Annotated in this window: 14 protein-coding genes; 9 read left to right on the top strand and 5 right to left on the bottom strand. The window is 68.7% G+C overall.

The window, feature by feature from the left end:
* Positions 1 to 84: 84 nt before the first annotated feature.
* The 3 genes from LV79_RS31915 to LV79_RS31925 are packed head-to-tail and all read right to left on the bottom strand — an operon-like array spanning position 85 to position 2,645.
* A complete protein-coding gene (locus LV79_RS31915; RefSeq protein ID WP_253842033.1) occupies positions 85 to 1,236 on the bottom strand; it encodes a class I SAM-dependent methyltransferase in 1,152 nt (383 codons plus the stop codon).
* A gap of 54 nt (positions 1,237 to 1,290) precedes the next feature.
* A complete protein-coding gene (locus tag LV79_RS31920) occupies positions 1,291 to 2,109 on the bottom strand; it encodes an oxidoreductase (protein WP_253842034.1) in 819 nt (272 codons plus the stop codon).
* A gap of 38 nt (positions 2,110 to 2,147) precedes the next feature.
* Complete coding sequence (locus tag LV79_RS31925; protein WP_253842035.1) at positions 2,148 to 2,645, bottom strand: ATP-binding protein; 498 nt, start codon at positions 2,643 to 2,645, stop codon at positions 2,148 to 2,150.
* 146 nt (positions 2,646 to 2,791) lie between these two features.
* Here LV79_RS31925 and LV79_RS31930 point away from each other — a divergent pair, with 146 nt between their 5' ends.
* The 5 genes from LV79_RS31930 to LV79_RS31950 all read left to right on the top strand — a co-directional run bounded on the left by LV79_RS31930 (position 2,792) and on the right by LV79_RS31950 (position 10,259).
* Positions 2,792 to 6,394 (top strand): SpoIIE family protein phosphatase, encoded by a 3,603-nt coding sequence (locus LV79_RS31930; RefSeq protein WP_253842036.1) that lies wholly within the window; start codon positions 2,792 to 2,794, stop codon positions 6,392 to 6,394.
* 16 nt (positions 6,395 to 6,410) lie between these two features.
* Positions 6,411 to 6,905 carry a dephospho-CoA kinase gene (locus LV79_RS31935; protein ID WP_253842037.1) on the top strand — a complete coding sequence of 165 codons (495 nt, stop codon included), beginning with the start codon at positions 6,411 to 6,413 and terminating at the stop codon, positions 6,903 to 6,905.
* Positions 6,906 to 7,005: 100 nt separating this feature from the next.
* On the top strand, positions 7,006 to 7,350 hold the full coding sequence (locus tag LV79_RS31940) for an STAS domain-containing protein (RefSeq protein ID WP_253842038.1): 345 nt from the start codon (positions 7,006 to 7,008) through the stop codon (positions 7,348 to 7,350).
* Positions 7,347 to 9,692 (top strand): ATP-binding SpoIIE family protein phosphatase, encoded by a 2,346-nt coding sequence (locus LV79_RS31945; RefSeq protein ID WP_253842039.1) that lies wholly within the window; start codon positions 7,347 to 7,349, stop codon positions 9,690 to 9,692. The genes LV79_RS31940 and LV79_RS31945 overlap by 4 nt, the downstream gene beginning before the upstream one ends.
* 93 nt (positions 9,693 to 9,785) lie before the next feature.
* Positions 9,786 to 10,259 carry a DUF6328 family protein gene (locus LV79_RS31950; RefSeq protein WP_253842040.1) on the top strand — a complete coding sequence of 158 codons (474 nt, stop codon included), beginning with the start codon at positions 9,786 to 9,788 and terminating at the stop codon, positions 10,257 to 10,259.
* Here LV79_RS31950 and LV79_RS31955 read toward each other — a convergent pair.
* Entirely contained in the window at positions 10,241 to 12,985 is a 2,745-nt protein-coding gene (locus LV79_RS31955) for an ATP-binding protein (protein ID WP_253842041.1), read from the bottom strand. The two genes, LV79_RS31950 and LV79_RS31955, sit on opposite strands and share 19 nt — an antisense overlap.
* Positions 12,986 to 13,218: 233 nt before the next feature.
* Between LV79_RS31955 and LV79_RS31960 the strand changes: the two genes are divergently transcribed.
* From LV79_RS31960 to LV79_RS31975, 4 genes are read left to right on the top strand one after another with little or no spacing between them, the layout of a single operon-like run.
* On the top strand, positions 13,219 to 13,359 hold the full coding sequence (locus LV79_RS31960; protein ID WP_253842042.1) for a hypothetical protein: 141 nt from the start codon (positions 13,219 to 13,221) through the stop codon (positions 13,357 to 13,359).
* Positions 13,360 to 13,398: 39 nt separating this feature from the next.
* Positions 13,399 to 14,880 (top strand): serine/threonine-protein kinase, encoded by a 1,482-nt coding sequence (locus tag LV79_RS31965; protein WP_253842043.1) that lies wholly within the window; start codon positions 13,399 to 13,401, stop codon positions 14,878 to 14,880.
* 25 nt (positions 14,881 to 14,905) lie between these two features.
* A complete protein-coding gene (locus LV79_RS34720; protein ID WP_253842044.1) occupies positions 14,906 to 15,835 on the top strand; it encodes a sensor histidine kinase in 930 nt (309 codons plus the stop codon).
* A 45-nt stretch (positions 15,836 to 15,880) separates the two neighbouring features.
* Positions 15,881 to 16,474 carry a DUF4291 domain-containing protein gene (locus LV79_RS31975; RefSeq protein ID WP_253842045.1) on the top strand — a complete coding sequence of 198 codons (594 nt, stop codon included), beginning with the start codon at positions 15,881 to 15,883 and terminating at the stop codon, positions 16,472 to 16,474.
* On the opposite strand, the gene LV79_RS31980 is transcribed toward LV79_RS31975, so the two are convergent.
* Positions 16,471 to 18,294: a sensor histidine kinase gene (locus LV79_RS31980; RefSeq protein ID WP_253842046.1), complete on the bottom strand. Its 1,824-nt coding sequence runs from the start codon at positions 18,292 to 18,294 to the stop codon at positions 16,471 to 16,473. The two genes, LV79_RS31975 and LV79_RS31980, sit on opposite strands and share 4 nt — an antisense overlap.
* Positions 18,295 to 18,298: the final 4 nt, after the last annotated feature.

The raw sequence follows: 18,298 nt of genomic DNA on the forward strand, positions 1-18,298 counted from the left end.
GAAGTGGAGGGAACGGTTCCGACCACTGACGCAGAGCGTAGCGACGGGCACCGACAGTCGCGTCGAGTTGTCCACATGCCCTGGTCAGCGGGCTGGAAGCTCCAGCGCCCAGCGGTATGCCTGCACGAGTCCGGTGTGGAAACACGAGGCGGAGCCCCACAGGAACAGCCGGAAGTGCCGGTACAGCGGCTCGCCCCAGGTGCTGATGACGCGCTCGCGGTTGCGGTCGAGCTTCTCGGCCCAGAGCTTGCAGGTCAGGTAGTAGTTGTGGCGCTCGTCGTCCACTGACACCAGGTCGAACGGCGACTTGGCCACGTGCCGCAGGTAGTCGTGCAGCAGCAGCGGACTCGACACACCCGGGTAGACGTACCGGCTCATGAACGTCGACATGCGGTGCTTGGCGCGCATGGCCAACGCGTCGAGGTAGACCCGCCCGCCCGGCTTCAGGAGCTCTTCGTACTTGGCCAACGACGTGGCGTAGTCCGGGAGGTGCTCGGTGACGCCCATGTTCACCACGGCGTCGTACTTGACGTCCGGCGAGTACTCGAAGATGTGCTGCCGCAACACCTCGCAGGGCAGGCCCTCGCGCGCGATGAGGTCCTTGAGGTAGAGCTCCGAGGGCTCGGACAGGGTCAGCGTGGTGACCTCGATGCCGTTGCGGCCAGCGTGTTCGACGAACGCGCCCCAGCCCCCGCCGACCTCGAGGACCTTGTCGCCGGGGTTGAGGCCCAGCTGTTCGATCGCCATGTCCATCTTGCGGGTCATGGCGTCTTCGATGGACTCGTCGTCGGACTTGAACGACCCCTGGGTGTAGCAGCGGTGCCGCTCGTCCAGGAAGGAGAGGAAGAACTCGGGATCCCGGTCGTAGTGCGCGGTGATGGACCGCCTGTCGTGCTCGGTCTTACCGCGCACCACGGCGGGCAGGAACCTGTTGACGTAAGAGATCGGGTGGAAGTCCCCGAAGAACCGCCGCGTCGACAACGCCGTGAGGATGTCGCCCTCGATGTCGACGTTACCGTCGAGGTAGGCGAGACCGACCTGGACCTGGTCGAGGGAGTTCAACGCGGCCATGCCCGCACTGTTGTTGGCCACCAGGGTGAACACGGGGTCCCCCGCGCCCAGGGTGCGACCGTCGCCGGTCGGGGGCTCGATGCGGAAGGGCACCTCGGCCCGCTTGCGGAAGTATGTCCGGTAACGCCGTCCGAAGGCGCCCCAATCGGCTTTCTGCCCGCTCACGCGGCCAGACTAGCAGCGGCCCCCGACCGCCCACCACGATTTCCGGCCGGGCCCTCAGCCCGCGATGGCGTCCAGTTCGGCCAGGTCGGCGGGGGTGAGCGCGAGGTCACCGACGGCCACGTTCTGCTCGAGGTGGGCGGGGGTCTTGGTGCCCGGGATCAGCAGGATGTTCGGCGACCTGGCCAGCAGCCAGGCGAGCGCGACCTGCCGGTCGGTGGCGCCGTGGCGGGCGGCGACGGTGTGCAGGGCCTCGGCCTGGATCGGCTGGAACCCGCCGAGCGGGAAGAACGGCACGTAGGCGATCCCGAGCCGGTTGGTCTCGTCCACCACCGGGTCGTCACCGCGCTCGGTGATGTTGTAGTGGTTCTGCACGCACGCGACGGGTGCGATCTCGCGCGCCGTGGCGAGTTGGTCGAGCGTCACGTTGCTGATTCCCAGTTCGGCGATCAGCCCCTCTTCGCGTAGCGCGGCAAGAGCGGTGAACGACTCCTCTAGCGGCGAGTCGTCCATCACGCGCAGGTTGACCACGTCGAGCCTGTCCACACCGAGGCGGTTCAGGTTGTCGTGGACGGCGGAACGCAGTTCGTCGGCCGAGAGGGCGGGGAGCCAGTTGCCCGTGTCATCGCGACGGGCCCCGACCTTGGTGACGATGACCAGGTCCTCGGGGTACGGCCGCAGCGCGCGGGCGATGAGTTCGTTGACCACGTACGGGCCGTAGTAGTCGGAGGTGTCGATGTGGTCCACGCCGAGCTCGACCGCGCGGCGCAGGACGGCGACGGCACCGTCGGGGTCGGCGGGCGGCCCGAAGACGCCCGGTCCGGCCAGCTGCATGGCCCCGTACCCGACTCGCTTGACTCGCCCCAGTGCGCTCATGGCTCTCACTATGCCTGTTCGCAGCGGAGCGTGTGCGGTCAACCTCGGTGCGGGAAGTGCGCGACGAGAGTGCTCCGGCCATCGGCGTGGCGCAGTTGGACCTCGTCGGCCAGGACGCGTAAGAGGGGAAGGTTGAACCCGCCGTCGACGGGCTTGTTGCCTTGGGCCGGTAGCTGCCACGAGCCGTCTTCGGCGACAGTGACGACGATGGTCTTGGCTCGGGCGTGGACGGTCAGCGTGACCGCGCCGTCTTCGGACTCAGGCCGGAACCGGTGCTCGATGGCGTTTGTCACAGCCTCGTCGGTGGCCATGACGATGTTGCGGGCGGTCTCGATGGCCACGCCGAGGTCGGCCAACCAGACCCGGACGTGGTTGCGAACCGTGACGACGTGCTGCACGCGGGCGGGCATCCGCACCGTGAGCCCGTCGGGGGTGGACTCGGCCGACACCGTGGTCGGTGGCACCACCGGTACCCCCGATCCGGGGACCTCGGTGATGGGCGCCCCGGTTTCCCCGGCACCTGGTGTGGTCGACACCGTCTTACCTCCCTGCCACGCCACGCGCACGTCACCGGATGAGTCGCCGCCGGCAATGTGACTGTTACCGCCGGTTCATGATGACCGTGGTGGCCCAGTGGGGGAAGAGGTCGCGCCGACGCGGTCCGTGCGGAAAAGTCACCTGGGTGCGATCGGACGAGCCGGTGACCGGGGAGATGAGCCGGCTGGTGCTGGGGTTCGACTGGTCCGCGACGCCGCTCGGTCCGCGTGCGCGCTGGTCGGAGCCCTTGCGCACGGCGGTGGGGATCGTCCTGGAGTCGCGGCACCCGATGCTGCTGTGGTGGGGCGAGCGGCTGACGGTGCTCTACAACGACGCGTTCGCGCCACTGGCCGGGGAGCGCCACCCCGGCGCGCTCGGCGAGCCGGGCCGGGAGGTGTTCGCCGAGGTCTGGCCCACGATCGGCCCGGTGATCGAGCAGGTCATGAGCACCGGCGCGGCGACCTGGGTGGACGACCAGCGGCTGATGACGAGCAGTCGCGGGGTGGTCACCGAGACGTTCTGGACCTACTCGCACAGCCCGGTGCGCGGCGGCGGCGGGCAGGTCGTCGGGGTGTTCAGCACGACGAACGACACGACGTCGCGGGTGGTGGCGGCCCGCAGGCTGGCCGCGTTGCGCGACCTGGGTGGACTGCCGAGGTCGGCGGACAACTCAGTGGCCGCGGTGTGCTCTGCGGCCGCGCGCGTGCTGGCCGAACACCGCGCGGAGATCCCCTACGCCAGATTCCACCTGGTCGAACCCGATGGGTCCCTGCCGGTGGCCGCCGAGAGCGGGGTAGTGCCGCCGGATCCAGGCCGCGAAGAGGCAGTCGTGGCAGCGTGGCGTGCGCGAGAGTCCGTGCCGTGTGGAGCCCAGGAGCTGCTTGTGCCGCTACAGCCAGGCAGCGGCGGTGATTCACCCGGGGTCTTGGCGCTAGGGCTTTCCGCGCACCGAGTGTTCGATAGGGACTATCAGGACTTCCTGGTCCTAGTGGCCGGGCAAGTGTCGGCAGCGGTGGCCGACGCGCGGGCCTACCAGGACCAACGTCGCCAGATCGCGGACCTAGCCGAGCTGGATCGGCTCAAGACCCAGTTCTTCGCCAACATCAGCCACGAGTTCAGGACGCCTCTTACGCTGATCACGGGTGAAGCTGCGGACGCCGTCGCGGACGAGGTCGTGCCGTTGGCGCCTGCTCAGCGGGAACGGGCCGAGGTAGTCCTGCGCAACGCTGAGCGGCTCCGGAGGCTGGTTGACGACCTCTTGGACCTGGCGCGACTGGAGGCAGGCGCGCTCATCGCGGATCCCACATGGACTGACTTGGCGACGTTGACCGAAGAGGTCGCGACCTCGTTCGTGCCCGCGGTCAGCAAGGCGGGTCTAGCGCTGGTCCTGCGGTGTCCTGTCCTCCCCCGCATGGTCGCGGTCGACCGGGGCATGTGGGAGAAGGTCGTGCTCAACCTGCTGTCGAACGCGGTGAAGTACACCCTGACCGGCCACATCGAGGTCGGGCTGTTCGACCGGGGCGATGACGTCGAACTCGTGGTGACCGACACCGGCATAGGAGTGCCCGCAGCGGAGTTGCCGCGGGTGTTCACCCGATTCCACCGCGTCGCCGACGGCCGGGGACGGTCGTTCGAGGGTGCCGGGATCGGTCTGGCCTTGGTCGACGAACTGGTCAGGCTGCACGGTGGGTCTACCAGTGCCAAGTCGACGGTAGGCGTGGGTAGCGCGTTCAGCGTTCGCATCCCCTATGGCGAGGCGGCAGCGGAGGTAAGACCAACACCGCCAGCGGGACGCACCGCGCATCTCACGGAGGCGCTGCGGTGGTCCGATCCCGCCAGTGAGCCGGTGGTGCGCGCGCCTGACGACGCTCCGATGGTCTTGGTTGTCGACGACAACCCTGACCTACGTCGGTTCGTCTCCGCGCTGCTTAGTCCTACCTGGAGGGTTGTGCAGGCCCCGGACGGCGGGACGGCGTTGGCGCGGGTCGCCGAGCACGCCCCTGACCTCGTCCTGACCGACGTGATGATGCCCGGGATGGACGGGTTCGAGCTGCTCAGCAGGCTGCGGTCGGACCCCACCACCGCGGAGCTGCCCGTGGTGTTCCTGTCCGCGCGGGCCGGCGAGGACGCCGCGGTGGAGGCGCTCGACGCCGGCGCGGACGACTTCTTGCCCAAGCCCTTCTCCCCCGCCGAGCTGGTCGCGCGGGTGCGGTCGAACCTGGAGCTGGCCAAGCTCCGGACGCGCGCGTCGCGGTTCCGCAAGACCCTGGTCGAGGCGCTGCAGGAGGGGTTCTTCCTGGCCGACGCGGCGGGCACGGTGCTCGAGGCGAACGAGGCGTTCGGGAAGATCACCGGCTACCCGGCGAGCGGCGTGCCGTTCCGGTGGCCCTACCCGTGGCTTTCGGAGGGCGGGGACCGGCACAAGCAGGAGCGGGTGCACGAGCGGTTCCTGCGCGCGGGTGAGGGCGAGTTCCTGTACCCGATCCGGCACCGCGACGGGCACCGGGTGTGGGTGTCCTCGCTGGTCGCGACGTTGCCGGACCGCGCGGGGGCGGCGCGGATGTCGGTCGGGACGGTCCGGGACGTGACGGCGCGGGTGACCGCGACCAACCGCGAGGCGACACTGGCCCGGTTCACCGGCGCGCTGGCGACAGCGGTCGACGTGGACGGCGTCTTGGGCGCGGGCCTGCCGGGGGTCGCGGAGGCGTTCGGGGCCTGGTCAGCGGCGGTGGTGTTGTGGCGCTCGGACACGCTCGACCCGCGCGTAGTGGCCTACCCGATCTCGGTGAGCTGGAAGGGCTGGTCGCTCGATCTACGGCAAGCGATGGCGGACGCGGCTAGAAGGCGAGCGGGTGCGGTCGCCGAGGTGCGCGATTCCCTGGGACCGGCGCTGGTGACGGCGCTCGGCGCGGCGGACGCGGTACTCGTGGTGCGACCGAGGTCAGCGCCAGACCCAGCGGATCGGTCGTTGTTCGCTCTTATGTCGCAGCACCTCGCGTTGGCGACGGCTCGGGCCCGTAGTTTCGACGAGACCCGCGGGGTGGCGCTGACGTTGCAGCACGCCCTCTTGGGGCCGAGTGACCTACCGCCGGGGTTCGCCGTGCGCTACGAACCCGCCGTGTTGCCGCTAGAGGTCGGCGGCGACTGGTACGACGTGGTTCGGCTACCTGAGGGTCGGATCGGGATCGTGGTGGGTGACTGTGTGGGAAACGGTCTGGCGGCGGCCGCGGTGATGGGGCAGCTAAGGAGCGCCTGTCGCGCGTTGCTTCGGCAGTCGGGTAGCGCTGCCGAAGCATTGAGTCAGTTGGATGACTACGCGGAAGACGTGCCGGGAGCGAGCTGCACGACGGTCTTCTGTGGGATCGTCGACCCTGCCGCAGGCACCGTGACCTACAGCCGTGCGGGCCACCCACCGCCAGTGCTGCTCAACCCGGATAGCACCACCCGAGTCCTGGACGATGCCGGTTCGCTGCCGCTGGCGGTCCTGCCTGATGCTGACCGCGTGAACGCACAGACAGACCTACCGCCCGGTTCCACGCTGTTGCTCTACACCGATGGACTGGTGGAACGGCGCGACGAACCATGGGACGTGGGGGTCGACCGGTTGCGGACCAGCCTCTCCGCTCAGTCAGCGCTGAGCACGCCGCTCACGGCGGTGATTGACCGGGTGTTCGACGACCTCCGACCGGCATCCGGATATGACGATGACGTCGCCGTAGTGGCCTACCGAGCGAAAGCGGGTCGCTGACGTGGGGATCATCTTGGTGACAGGGTGCTCCGGGTCGGGTAAGTCCACCGTCGCGGCAGAACTGACCCGGCGTGGGTTGATCGCGGTGGACGCCGACACAACGCTGGCGGGTTGGGTCAACGAACGCGGCGAAGCGGTAGAGCTACCTGACGACACCACCGTCGAGTGGCTGTCAGAGCACGACTGGTCCTGGGACCTATCACTGCTTGACGAGCTCGCAGCGCGGCCGGGAACCCGGTACCTGTGCGGCAACGCGGGCAACGTGGGTGAGGCGTGGTCCCGGTTCGACCGCGCCTACCTGCTGGCAATCGACGAGACCACGATGCTGACCAGGCTGGACTACCCGCACCGCGACCATGACTTCGGTCGTAGTGGTGGCCAGCGGGCATGGCTGCGGGACTGGTGTCCGCGCTACCAGGCGGAGGTCACGGACCTGGGCGCGATCCACGTTGACGCTACCCAGCCGCTGTCAGCGGTGGTGGACGAGATCGTGGGCGGAACCAGCCCTTGACCACCTACCCTGCTGGTCGACGCGCGCACGCCGCCTTGTGCGGGGTGGGGGCGGGCGCGGCTACGATCTGCACCCGATGAGCTGGCGAGAGGAGCCTGGCGTGGGTGAACCGGCACCGCTGGCGATCACGGTGGACGAGCGCGCGGCGGAGGTGGTGGTGTCCGTGGTCGGCCAGCTCGACTTCGGCACCACGCCGGAGCTGCTGCGGGTGGCGGCCCCGGTCGTCGACAGCGGCCGCGCGGTCGTGCTCGACCTGGGCCGGTTGTCCTTCTGCGACTCCAGCGGGCTCAGCGCGCTGGTGCGGCTGCACAAGGCGGCGGTGGCGGCGGCGGGCACCCTGACGCTGGCGGCGCTGCGCCCGCAGGTGGGGGCGACCATCACCGCGACCGCGCTCGACCGGCTGTTCACCATCGTCGACGAGGTGCCGGGAACGGACAGCCGGTGAGCCCCAGCCGGGTGCCGGACAGGCGGACCTACGACATCACCCGGTTCGGTCTTTCCGACATGGTCCGCACCGCCGCCGACCTGCGCAGGCTCGCGGAACTGGCGCCGGACTTCCCCTCGGCGGCGCGCGCGGTGGTGACCCGGCTGCAGGAGTGCTTCACCGACGTGGGCGGGCCGGTGCTGCCGCTGGTCCGGCTGCTCACCATCCGCACGGGCGCCGAGGTGAGCATGGACCCCGCCACGAAGTACCTCGTGCTGGAGGCGGGCACGGAGTCCCCTGATCCCCGGGTGCGGGCGCTACCGCCTGCCGACGAGTTCGAGTCGATGCCGATGATGGCGGCGATGACCCGCGAGTTCGGGCTCACTCCCGAAGACATCCTCAACGGCTCCGGTGACAGCAACGGGTTCGGCGTCTTCCACGTTCCGGTGGCGCACGGTAGCCGCTACATCAAAGACCAGGCGTTAGTCATAGAGCACGACATCGCCTCAGTGCTCGGTTTCGGCGGGGTCTTGCCGGGAGGGACGCCCTTCGCCGTGGTGCTGTACTCGCGCGTACCGATCCCGGCGAGCACCGCGGAGCAGTTCACGGCGGTCGCGATCGGGCTGAGGGTGGGCTTGCTCGCCCACGGCGCCGGGGTGCCCGCGGAGCGGGACGCGCTGCGGCAGCACCTGACGACCCTGGAGCAGGCCTCCAGGGACCAGGCGACCGCGCTGGAGGAGGCCATCGAGCAGTTGCGGGCGGCGGCCGACCTGGTGGACACGTTGCAGGTCGTGGGTCGGCGGCTGACCGCGCAACTGGACTTGGACGCGTTGGTGCAAGACGCCACCGACGCCGCGACCAAGGCGACCGGCGCGGCGTTCGGCGCGTTCTTCTACAACCTCATCGACTCTTACGGCGAGTCGTACACCTTGTTCACGCTGTCAGGGGTGCCGAGGGAGGCGTTCGAGAAGTTCCCCATGCCGCGCAACACCAAGGTGTTCGCGCAGACGTTCAACGGCGTGGGGACCATGCGCTCCCCGAACATCACCGCCGACTACCGCTACGGGGACAACCCGCCGTACCACGGGATGCCGGAGGGGCACCTTCCTGTGTGCAGCTACCTCGCGGTGCCGGTGGTGTCACCGTCGTCCGGTGAGGTGCTGGGCGGATTCTTCTTCGGACACCCCGAGCCTGACCAGTTCACGCAGCGGCACGAGCAGTTGGCCGAAGGCATCGCCGGTTATAGCGCGATCGCACTGGACAACGCGCGGCTGTTCTCCCGGCAGCGGTCGATGGCCACCGAGTTGGCCCGCAGCATGCTGCCGACCATCCCGGCGACGCCGGGTCTCCGGGTCCTCTCGCGCTACCTGCCCGCCGCGACGGGTGCGGAGGTGGGTGGCGACTGGTTCGACGTGGTGTCGCTTCCGGTGGGGCGCACAGCCTTCATCATCGGTGACGTCGCGGGGCGCGGTGTGTCGGCGGCGGCTGTCATGGGGCAGATCCGGACGGCGGTGCGCTCTTACGCGCTCCTGGACCTCCCACCGTCAGAGGTACTGCGCAACACTTCTGAGCTGGCGATGGCGACACCGGACGCCGACTTCATCACGTGCCTCTACGCGGTGCACGACCCGGCTGACGGCACTCTCACCTTCTCCAGTGCGGGTCATCCGCCAGCGGTATACGTATCGCCAGAGGGTGCGTCCTCGCTGATCGGTCAGACGTTGGGCATGCCTCTCGGTGTTGGCACTACCTTCGCGCAGCGACAGATCGAGTTCCCCGTGGGCGCCCGGCTCGTCCTCTATACCGACGGCTTGGTGGAGACCAGGAACGGCTACCTCAACGAGGGCATCGACGCTTTCGCCGAGGCGGTAAGACAGATGCCGGCCGACGGCGAGGCCTTGGACGCGCTTATCGCCCGGATGACCGCGGGCGAACACGCGGATGACGTGGCGCTGCTGTACGTGCGCAACGAGGGGAACAACCGCCGGGTCAGCACGCTCGTGCTCGACACCACCCCGGACGCGGCCGCACGAGCGAGGTCGTTCACCTCTGAGCACCTGGAGCTGTGGGGGCTGACCGCGCTGACCGACCGGGCCGTCACGATCACCAGCGAGCTGGTGACCAACGCGATCAAGCACACCGGTACCCCTGCTGTCCTGCGGCTGCACGCCGACGCGCGCCGCCTGAGCATCGACGTCAGCGACCACGGCAGCACCCAGCCGCGCACGCTCCCCGCCGCCTTGGACGACGAGCACCACCGCGGCCTCCACATCGTCGAGTCCTTCGCGACCCGTTGGGGCACAAGAGCAACCCATGACGGCAAGCTCGTGTGGGCCGAGATAGCGCTACCGCGTCGTTCATAGCTCCACGCTTCCCATGTCCGTCAGTGGACGGATGTCTCGCACGACCGGGGACGACAAGCTCATACCAGGACAAACCAACCCTGGAGACGAGCGATGACCCCCGAAACCCCGCACCAACGCCTCACCCGCAACTACGGTGAGATGCTGCAAGAGATCCGCGTCGCCCAGACCGGGGTGCAGTTCCTCTTGGCCTTCCTGCTCGCGTTGGCGTTCACGCCGCGCTTCCCCGACATCACCGAGTTCCAACGCACCGTCTACGTTGTCGCCCTCCTGCTCGGGGCGGCGGCCACGGCCCTTCTTATCGCCCCCGCGCCGTTCCACCGGTTGGTGTTCCGGCGCAGGCTCAAGAGTCACCTAGTGGCCGCGACAGGGTGGTTCACCCTGTGCGGGCTGGGTTTCCTCGTCCTCTCTCTCGGCGCCTCGATGCTGCTGATCCTGGATGTCGTGCTAGGAACGCGCCAGGCGGTGTGGCTGTCGACCGGGACGGTGAGCTGGTTCCTGGTGTGGTGGTTCGTGGTGCCGATGTTGAGCAGGCGCCACGGGCAGCGTCACCCGGATTCGCGGTAATGGGCGGCGGCCTCTCTGGCGATCTCAGTCCGGGAGGCCATACCCAGCTTCGCGAGGATGTGCGACACATGCGTGGCCACGGTCCGACGCGATAGCACCAAGCGGTCGGCTATGGCTGGATTGGACAGTCCTTGCGCGACCAGCGCGGCGACTCTTGTCTCTGTCGGGGTCAGGCTGCCCCACCCGGTGCGCTCAACGCGGTGTCGGACTCTAGGCCCGCGCCGAATGCCGTGCGCGTGCAGCGCCGACCTCAAGCCAGCCGCGTCCCAGGCCGCGCCTAGAGTGTCATAGAGGTCATCAGCAGCACTGAACGCTGCCCGTGCGGAGATGGAGTTACCTGCCTCGGCTAGGACTATGGCCGCCGCATGTAGGGCACGGCCTCGCGCGAACGGCCGTCCTGCGGCGAGGTAGTGCTCACCAGCTTGAGCCAACGCCACAGGGTCGCGGTCTATGAGCCCTCGGCAGAACGCAGCCGCTCCAAGGCGGTGCGCTACCGAGACATCGACCTTCTCCGCCAACCCTGCCGCGTACTCGGCTGCGGTTAGATCGCCCTGCGCGAGCGCGAGCCGCACAGTCTCGGGTAAGAGGTCTTCCATCTCCTCTAGCTCCTGTGCGGACTCAGACAGGCACCCCAGCAGCCCGGCTAGCGCGCGATCAGCCTGCCCACGGCGTTCGTGATCGAGTGCCCTGGCGAGCGCGAGCGACCCGATCACGCGGTTGCCGATGCGCTTGGCTGGTTCGGCGGCCGCCGCGAGGTGAGCGGCGCCCGTGTCGGGATCACCCCGGTGGAGGGCGATAAGAGCAGCGTTGCCATGGTCGCAGCAAGCCACCCCGGGGTCCTTGACCTCGTCGGCCAGCGCGGTCACCTCGGTCACCGCATCGTCCCAGCGGCCGACATCGAACAAGAGCTCACCGAGCGCGCTGTGCGACTGCGCGAGGCGGACCAACCCGCCTGCTTGTTCCGCGAGTGTGCGGACAGCCGTGGCCGCGGCGATCGCCTCTGGGTAGCGGTCCACATCGCCAAATGCGACGGCTTGGTTGATCTGCAGTAAGAGCCGGAGATCGAGCAATGCGGGTTCGGCATCGGTAACCGCGAGCGCCCGGTCGAACAGCGGTAGTGCCGCCGCGACATCCCCGCGCATGACGGCGACAAAGGTGAGCACGTGTAGCGCCCATCCGATGGTCCACTGATCGTTGTCGGCGGCTGCCAACGCCCGCGCGGCGACGACGCCAGCGAGGTCGACCTCCCCGAGGTCACGATGTGCCCTGGCAATTAAGACTAAGAGGCGCGCCCTATGCCGGTCGGGCAGGCCAACACAAGCTTCTGCGAGCGCGGTAAGGGACTCGCGGGAACGGCCAGCCAGTGCGCGACATTGGGCGAGAGTCCAGTGGAGGTCAACGATGAGATCAGGGTCTGTCGTCACCGCTAACGCGCGATGGGCGACCTCTTCAGCTCCGCTGGCGTCACCGGTGCGATAGCGCGCGTCGGCGAGTCTGGCGGCGAGGGGACCACCGTCGCCGCGAACCGCTCGGCCGAGCAGCCGGACCGCCAACGCGGGCGACTGGGCGATCAAGGCGGGTGCCGCCTCAACGAGCCAAGCCGTAGACCACGCGTCGAGTCGGGCAGTGCCAGAGAGGTCTACCGCGCGAAGGTACTGCCGTGCGACGCGTCGTATAGGGGCACCAGAACCAGCGAGTGCGACAGCGGCATCGCGGTGCAGGACAGCCCTGACTGCCACGGGTAGGTCGTCGTGGATCGCTGATCGAATCAGTGGATGCCGGAAAGCGAGTCTGTCAGCCGACTCACGCAGCACCCCCGCCGCACGGGCTTCCTCCAGAGCCTCGATCACGTCGGTCACGCGCTCGCCGATGACGGCGGCGACATCCGCCGGATCGAACTCGACTCCGAGCAATGCCGCCGCACCGAGCACTCCTCGCACCTTCTCGGGGAGGAAGTCCAAGCGGTGTGCGATCGCGGCGCCCAGCGATCCCGGAGCGAGATCGCCCGTTAGCTCTACCTCTCCCTCTTGAGCCGCGATCGCGCCGGAACGCCGGAGAGCATCAACGAGTTCGGTCAGATATAGAGGGTTCCCGGCGGCACCGTCAGCCAAGGCGAGTAAGCGTGTTCCTGGGGTACCGGCTACGAGGTCGCTGACGAGCGCGGTGACGGCTCCGTCGTCTAGACGGTCGAGCGGAACGATGCCGGAACCCGCCGCGCGTCTTATGGCTAGGAGCTCGGTACCCCGTGGCGCTAAGCGGGTCATTCCGAGCACTAGCAACGGGAGATCGCGCGCGAGCCGAGCCAAGCGGCACCACAGCGCGGCGGTAGCGCGGTCGGCCCATTGGAGGTCGTCGACCACCAACACTGTCGGCGCGGTAGCGCACAGATCGGTGATGATGGCCTGGAGCTGACGGGAGGCCGCAGCGACCGGGTCGGTGGCGCCGGTTTCGCCACGGAGCAACCGGTCAGCGGAAGCGAGCCTCGGGTCGTCCCCGCGTAGAGCGTCGAGCACGGGTAAGAGCGGGAGGTCTTGGCCGAGCTCGTCACCGTAACCCCACTTGATGGTGTAACCCAGCGCCTGGGCTCGGTCGGTGGCCGCGCGCACCAGTGTCGTCTTGCCGATCCCCGGTTCGCCCTCGACCAGCAGTACCCGCCCCCGTCCGGAGCGCACGGCGTCGACGGCGGCGTCGAGGCGACGTCGCTGCCGGACGTGGCCAACGGACATCGAGCGAGAATAGAAAGTGAACGAAAGGTTAACAATCGGCAGGGGGCAGGTCGAGCCCAATGGCCTAGCGACCGCTCACCGAGCGTGGTCGTCTGGGGTTCCGCGCGCATTCACCGGTCGTTGGCGCGGGTGTGTCACCACCGTGTCGTGGCGTTGCGACCATCGGTGCGCTCTACACCGTGCACAGCCCGTCCGGGCCGCACCGGCCCGACGGCCGACCGACGGAGAATCCCATGCGCGCCAAGCGTTCCCTGTTCGCCGCCCTCCTCGCCGCCGCGGCACTCGTGGTCGGCGCGGTCATCGCCGCCCCCGCCTCCGCGGGCACCGACCCGGGCATGACGCACAACTCCACGCCCGGCATGACCCACAACTAGCCCGTTTCACGCCTCGCCCGTGCGGGTAAACCCCTCTGAGTGACTGAGCGACCAGGTCAAGAGCAGCGGCTGGTTTCCGGGCGCTACCGCCTGGTCGAGCCCTTGGGCAGCGGCGGCATGGGCGAGGTGTGGCGGGCCCACGACGAACGCCTGCACCGCACGGTGGCGGTGAAGCGCATGCGGGTCCCGGCGGGGCCCGAGGCCGAGCGCGTGACGCGACTGGCGATGCGAGAGGGCCGGATCGCGGCCAAGATGCAGCACGCGTGCGCCATCACGGTGTACGACGTGATCGACGACGACGGCAACCCGTGCCTGGTTATGGAATATCTGCCGTCGACAAGCCTGTCCGAGGTGTTGGCCTCCTCCGGCCCGCTCTCCCCTGACGAGACCGCGCGCGTGGGTACCGCTGTCGCTGCCGGTTTAGCCGCCGCGCACAGTGCTGGCGTAGTACACCGGGATGTCAAGCCGGGCAACGTCTTACTGGGAGAGGACGACCGAGTCAAGATCACCGACTTCGGTATCTCCCGTCTTGCCGCTGACTCCGCTGTTACAGCTACCGCCACAGTTAAGGGCACACCGGCCTATTTGGCGCCTGAGGTCGCGCGGGGTGACACAGCGACCTTCGCCTCCGATGTCTTCTCCCTTGGTGCGACGCTCTATGCCGCTGTCGAAGGAGCACCGCCCTTCGGGCGCGATGACAATCCGATGGCGTTGCTCTACCGAGTTTCGCTGGGCGAGTTCGAGCCTCCTCAGCGCGCTGGCGCCATGACTCCGCTGCTGATGCGGATGTTGGACGTCGACCCGGCGGCTCGTCCGACGATGGCGGAGGTTCGCGACGCACTCGGTTCCGTCGACGAGGTCCACGACGCGCCTACTGCCGTCGCGCTTGACCCGATTGCGTTCACTCCCACGCAGCAGTTGGCCCCGATCGAGAAACCCCATCGTAAGAAGTCGGCGTTGGTCGTCTTGGTCGCACTCGCGTTGCTGGCAGGGGGGACGGTCACCGCGCTTGCCCTGCTCGACGATCCGGGTCCTAGCGTCGCGGTGGCACCACCGTCCACCACTCCCCCGGCAGCCACGCAGCCGACGGCCGGTCAACCCACGGCTGGTCAACCTACGGAGGAGCAGCCAGCGACCACCGAGCCGCCTCCTGCGACCACCACCAATCCCCCGGCTGTGAACCCGGTAGTGCCACCTACGCCAGGTGATCCTGCCGCCGCGTTGACGGACTACTACGGCCTCATGCCCGCCAGCCTCGACAAGGGGTGGGAGCGGCTCACCGAGAAGTTCCAGCGCTACCCGGCGGGCGGGTACGACGGGTACCAGCGCTTCTGGGGCGCGGTGCGCGAGGTGCGGGTCTCCGGGGTGTCGTCTGTCGGGGAGAACACACTGAAGGCCACCGTCGACTACCGCTTCGCCGACGGCCGGTCGGTGCGCGAGGTCCACCGTTACGTGCTGGTTAACGCCGGTGGTCAGTGGAAGATCGACCAGTCGACGGTGCTGAGCAGCCGTCCCGTTTGACGATCTTTGCGGGTACCGTGACGGGGTGGCACGGCGTGATCATGGGGACCAGGCGGCGGATGCCGTCCTCGCCGCCGTGGCCACGGTCGTAGGCGAGCGCGACCCGCGCCCGGAAGCAGTCGCCGAAGCGGTAGGCACCGCTCTAGGGGCGGACGGGTGCGAACTGCGGCTCGATGGGGAGCGCTACGCGTGGGGCGCGGGCGGTGCTGGCTTCCGCGCCACGATCTCCCCCGGCGCTGATCTGCGCGTTCGTCCTACCCGCAGCCGGTTAGGCACCGTCGCCGCTGTGCTCGCTCCGGTAGTCGACCTGATTCGGCTAACTCGCGAGGTCGACAGTTTGCGCCGCCGGGGGCACGCGGCGACGGCGGGCCTGGCCGACGGGCGCTGGCGGGCTGCTGCCGAGATGGACACCGAGCGCCGCCGCATCGAACGCGACCTGCATGACGGCACCCAGCACCACCTGGTGGCGCTGCGGATGGCCGTCGCGGTCGCCGAACACAACCCCGAGGTGCTACCGACCCTGTCCGGGCGCCTGGAGGCCGCCCAGGAGAGCCTGGTGCGCACCGCCGCCGGGATCCTGCCGCCCGCCCTCGCGAAGGGCTTGGTGGCCGCGCTGGGGGCCGAACTGGCCCCGCACACCGACGTTCGCCTCGACGTCTCGGCGGACCTGCCCCGCTACCCCGCCCCGGTGGAGACGACGGTGTACTTCGTCTGCCTGGAGGCGGTAAACAACGCCCACAAGCACGCCGTCGGCGCCGCGATCGACGTCCGACTCCACACCAGCCCCGAGGGCCTGCACTTCTCCGTCCGTGACGACGGCCCAGGCTTCGAGGTCGCGGGCAACGGGACCGGCCTGGTGAACCTGACCACCCGCCTCACCGACATCGGTGGCACTATGCGCGTCGACTCAGGTCTGGGCAACGGGACCACCATCGCGGGCTTCATCCCCACCTAAGAAACCTGGTGGCGCCTCTAGCGGTCGAGTCGACACTCTTATCCCATGCAAGAGCTCAAACACGAGATCCGTGCCATCTATACCGATTCGACGGTGACAGTCTACCAGGCGTACACGCCCGCGATCGGTCTCCCAGCCGCCAAGAGCGGCCGCTTCCCGTCTTCGTGGAAGAGGGAACGGATGACGTGGATCAAGCCCTCGTTCCTGTGGATGATGTACCGCTGCGGGTGGGGCACGAAGGAAGGCCAAGAGGTCGTCTTGGCGGTGGAGATCACCCGCGAAGGGCTCGAGTGGGCGCTGGAGCACGCGTGCCTAGCGCACTACGAGGCAGGCCTGCACCGCGACCAGGAAGCGTGGAAGAACGAACTGAGGAAGGCCCCCGCGCGGGTCCAATGGGATCCAGAGCGGGACTTGGACCTGCATCCCCTCGGCTACCGCTCACTGCAGCTCGGGCTCGCTGGAGAGGCCACGCGGCGCTACGCGGACGAGTGGATCGTCTCGATCACCGATGTCACGGAACTCGCGCACACCATCCACGAGCATGTGCGGAACCGGGACCTAGAGGCCGCTCGGCAGCTGTTGCCGGTAGAGCGCCCCTATCCCGTGGCGGACAGCCTCCTGGCTCACCTGCGCCACTAAGAGCGGACGACCGACAAGCCCTCGCAGGTCCGGACGAGGACTAGGCAGGCGTCGCGGTGGTGGGGGCTGGTCGCGGGGTTACCCGCGCGAGTGCGCCAGACAGCGGTGGCCGTGACGGCAGTGTGGTGGACCTCTTCGCGCGTGGCTGACGCGGACAGGCCCAGGCGGATGTGCGGGGCGCGGCCGTGGGCACCAAGAAGCCGCTCGGCGTCCCCAGGTAGGGCGAGGTAGCCCGCTTCCAGTTCGTTGAGCAGTGCCAGCTCGGCCAGTTCGTGTGCGTCAGCCTCGATTCGATCCAACAAGCGAGCCAAGGGTTCCGGGCGCGGAGCCCTCCTAGCAGCCGCTAGGACTGACCGAGCGGTGATGAGATCCGCCCGCTCTATGACCCGGCGGCGCAAGAGGGTCGCGAGATCTTCGGTAGCCACGATGATGTCTACCTTGCCACGGAACGTGCGCAGGAACGCGGCATCGGGTTGCGGTAGGACAACCACGTCGTAGCCCGCCACCGCCGTCGGCAACGCGGGTACGTCTACCAACGTCATGTGGCGCAGGATGTCCGCGGGCCACCGGATCACGAGCCGGTTCGCGTCGGCCGGGCGGGTGATACCGGCGACGGAGACCGGTGTGGTAACCGGCGGCAGGCCCGGGCGGTGGAACGTGACGTCGCGGGTCCGGCCGTGGACGTACCAGGTGACGGCTCCATCCCCGGCGAAGGCGTAGCCGGTGAGGAGTTCGACAGCGCCTGAGGAGTCGACCAACGCGACCGTGGGCGGCTGGTCGAGCCGGTCCGCGATCTCGGTCCACCCGGCCACGGACTCCCGTACCGCCGTGGTCACCAGGTCTCGCACCCGGGCCAGGAGAGTGCCCTCGGCGGAGGCAGGGGCTACGACAGCTGTCCCGTCGAGACGCTCTGGTATCCAGATCCGCACGATGGCGCGTCCATCCGCGACCCAAGTGTCCAGCACCCCACCGAAAGCCGCCAGACGGTCTGCGTCGTCTTTCACCGCCGCGCGCAGCTCAGTGGCAGTGAGTCTGGGAGTGCTGTCCGTGAAAGTTAGCGTCAACGCTCCGTTCGCGCGGGACAGTTCCACCCCGACCGGTTCGCGGGACACGCCTTCAGCCAACAAGGACATCACGGCGGCGGCAGCGTGATAGATCCCGGACTCGACCTCCCATCCAACGCGACGCCCTAGGTCGCCGTTGAACCGAATGGGCCGAGGTAGATCTGCCGCCAACTCCTCCAAAGCGGAAAGGGGGCCGCGTTCGGGCAGCATCGCCGGGTGGACGCCGCGCACGACCGTCCGAAAGCGATCGATCACGTCGTCGAGAGCGGTGCGGAACGACGACAGGGCACGAGCGGTATCGCTACCCGCGTGGTCCAACTCGGCCAGCAGCAATCGCAGGTCGGTGAACTCACGCGTGGTGACGGCCGTGAGCGCACCCGCGATCCGCCTACGCTCGAGGTCTCGGACCTCGGCAAGTCTGTCCCGTGCGGCGCGCGCGTCCGCTTCGAGCACTTGGACGCGTTCGGTGAGCCGCTCACGTTCCGCGCGCAGTCTCTCGTCCGCGGCGAGCAACGCGATCCGGTGCGCCGTTCGGCGTAATCGTTCCTGATCGCCAGGTCCAGCCGCCGACAGCGCTACCGCTCCCCCACTCGGGACGCGTTCCACGACCCCGGGAATCGTCTCTACGCGGTCGGCTGGCGTGGCTGGGCCAGGCCAAGAGGCGACAACGGTGAGGCCGTCGCCGTCGGGGGCGTAGTAAGCAGCGGCATGTCCGGTCGACTCGGCCAAGTCGCGGATCAGCGCCTCGAAACCCACGCCG

Origin of the sequence: Actinokineospora globicatena, from assembly GCF_024171945.1 — a bacterium.
Taxonomy (GTDB): domain Bacteria; phylum Actinomycetota; class Actinomycetes; order Mycobacteriales; family Pseudonocardiaceae; genus Actinokineospora; species Actinokineospora globicatena.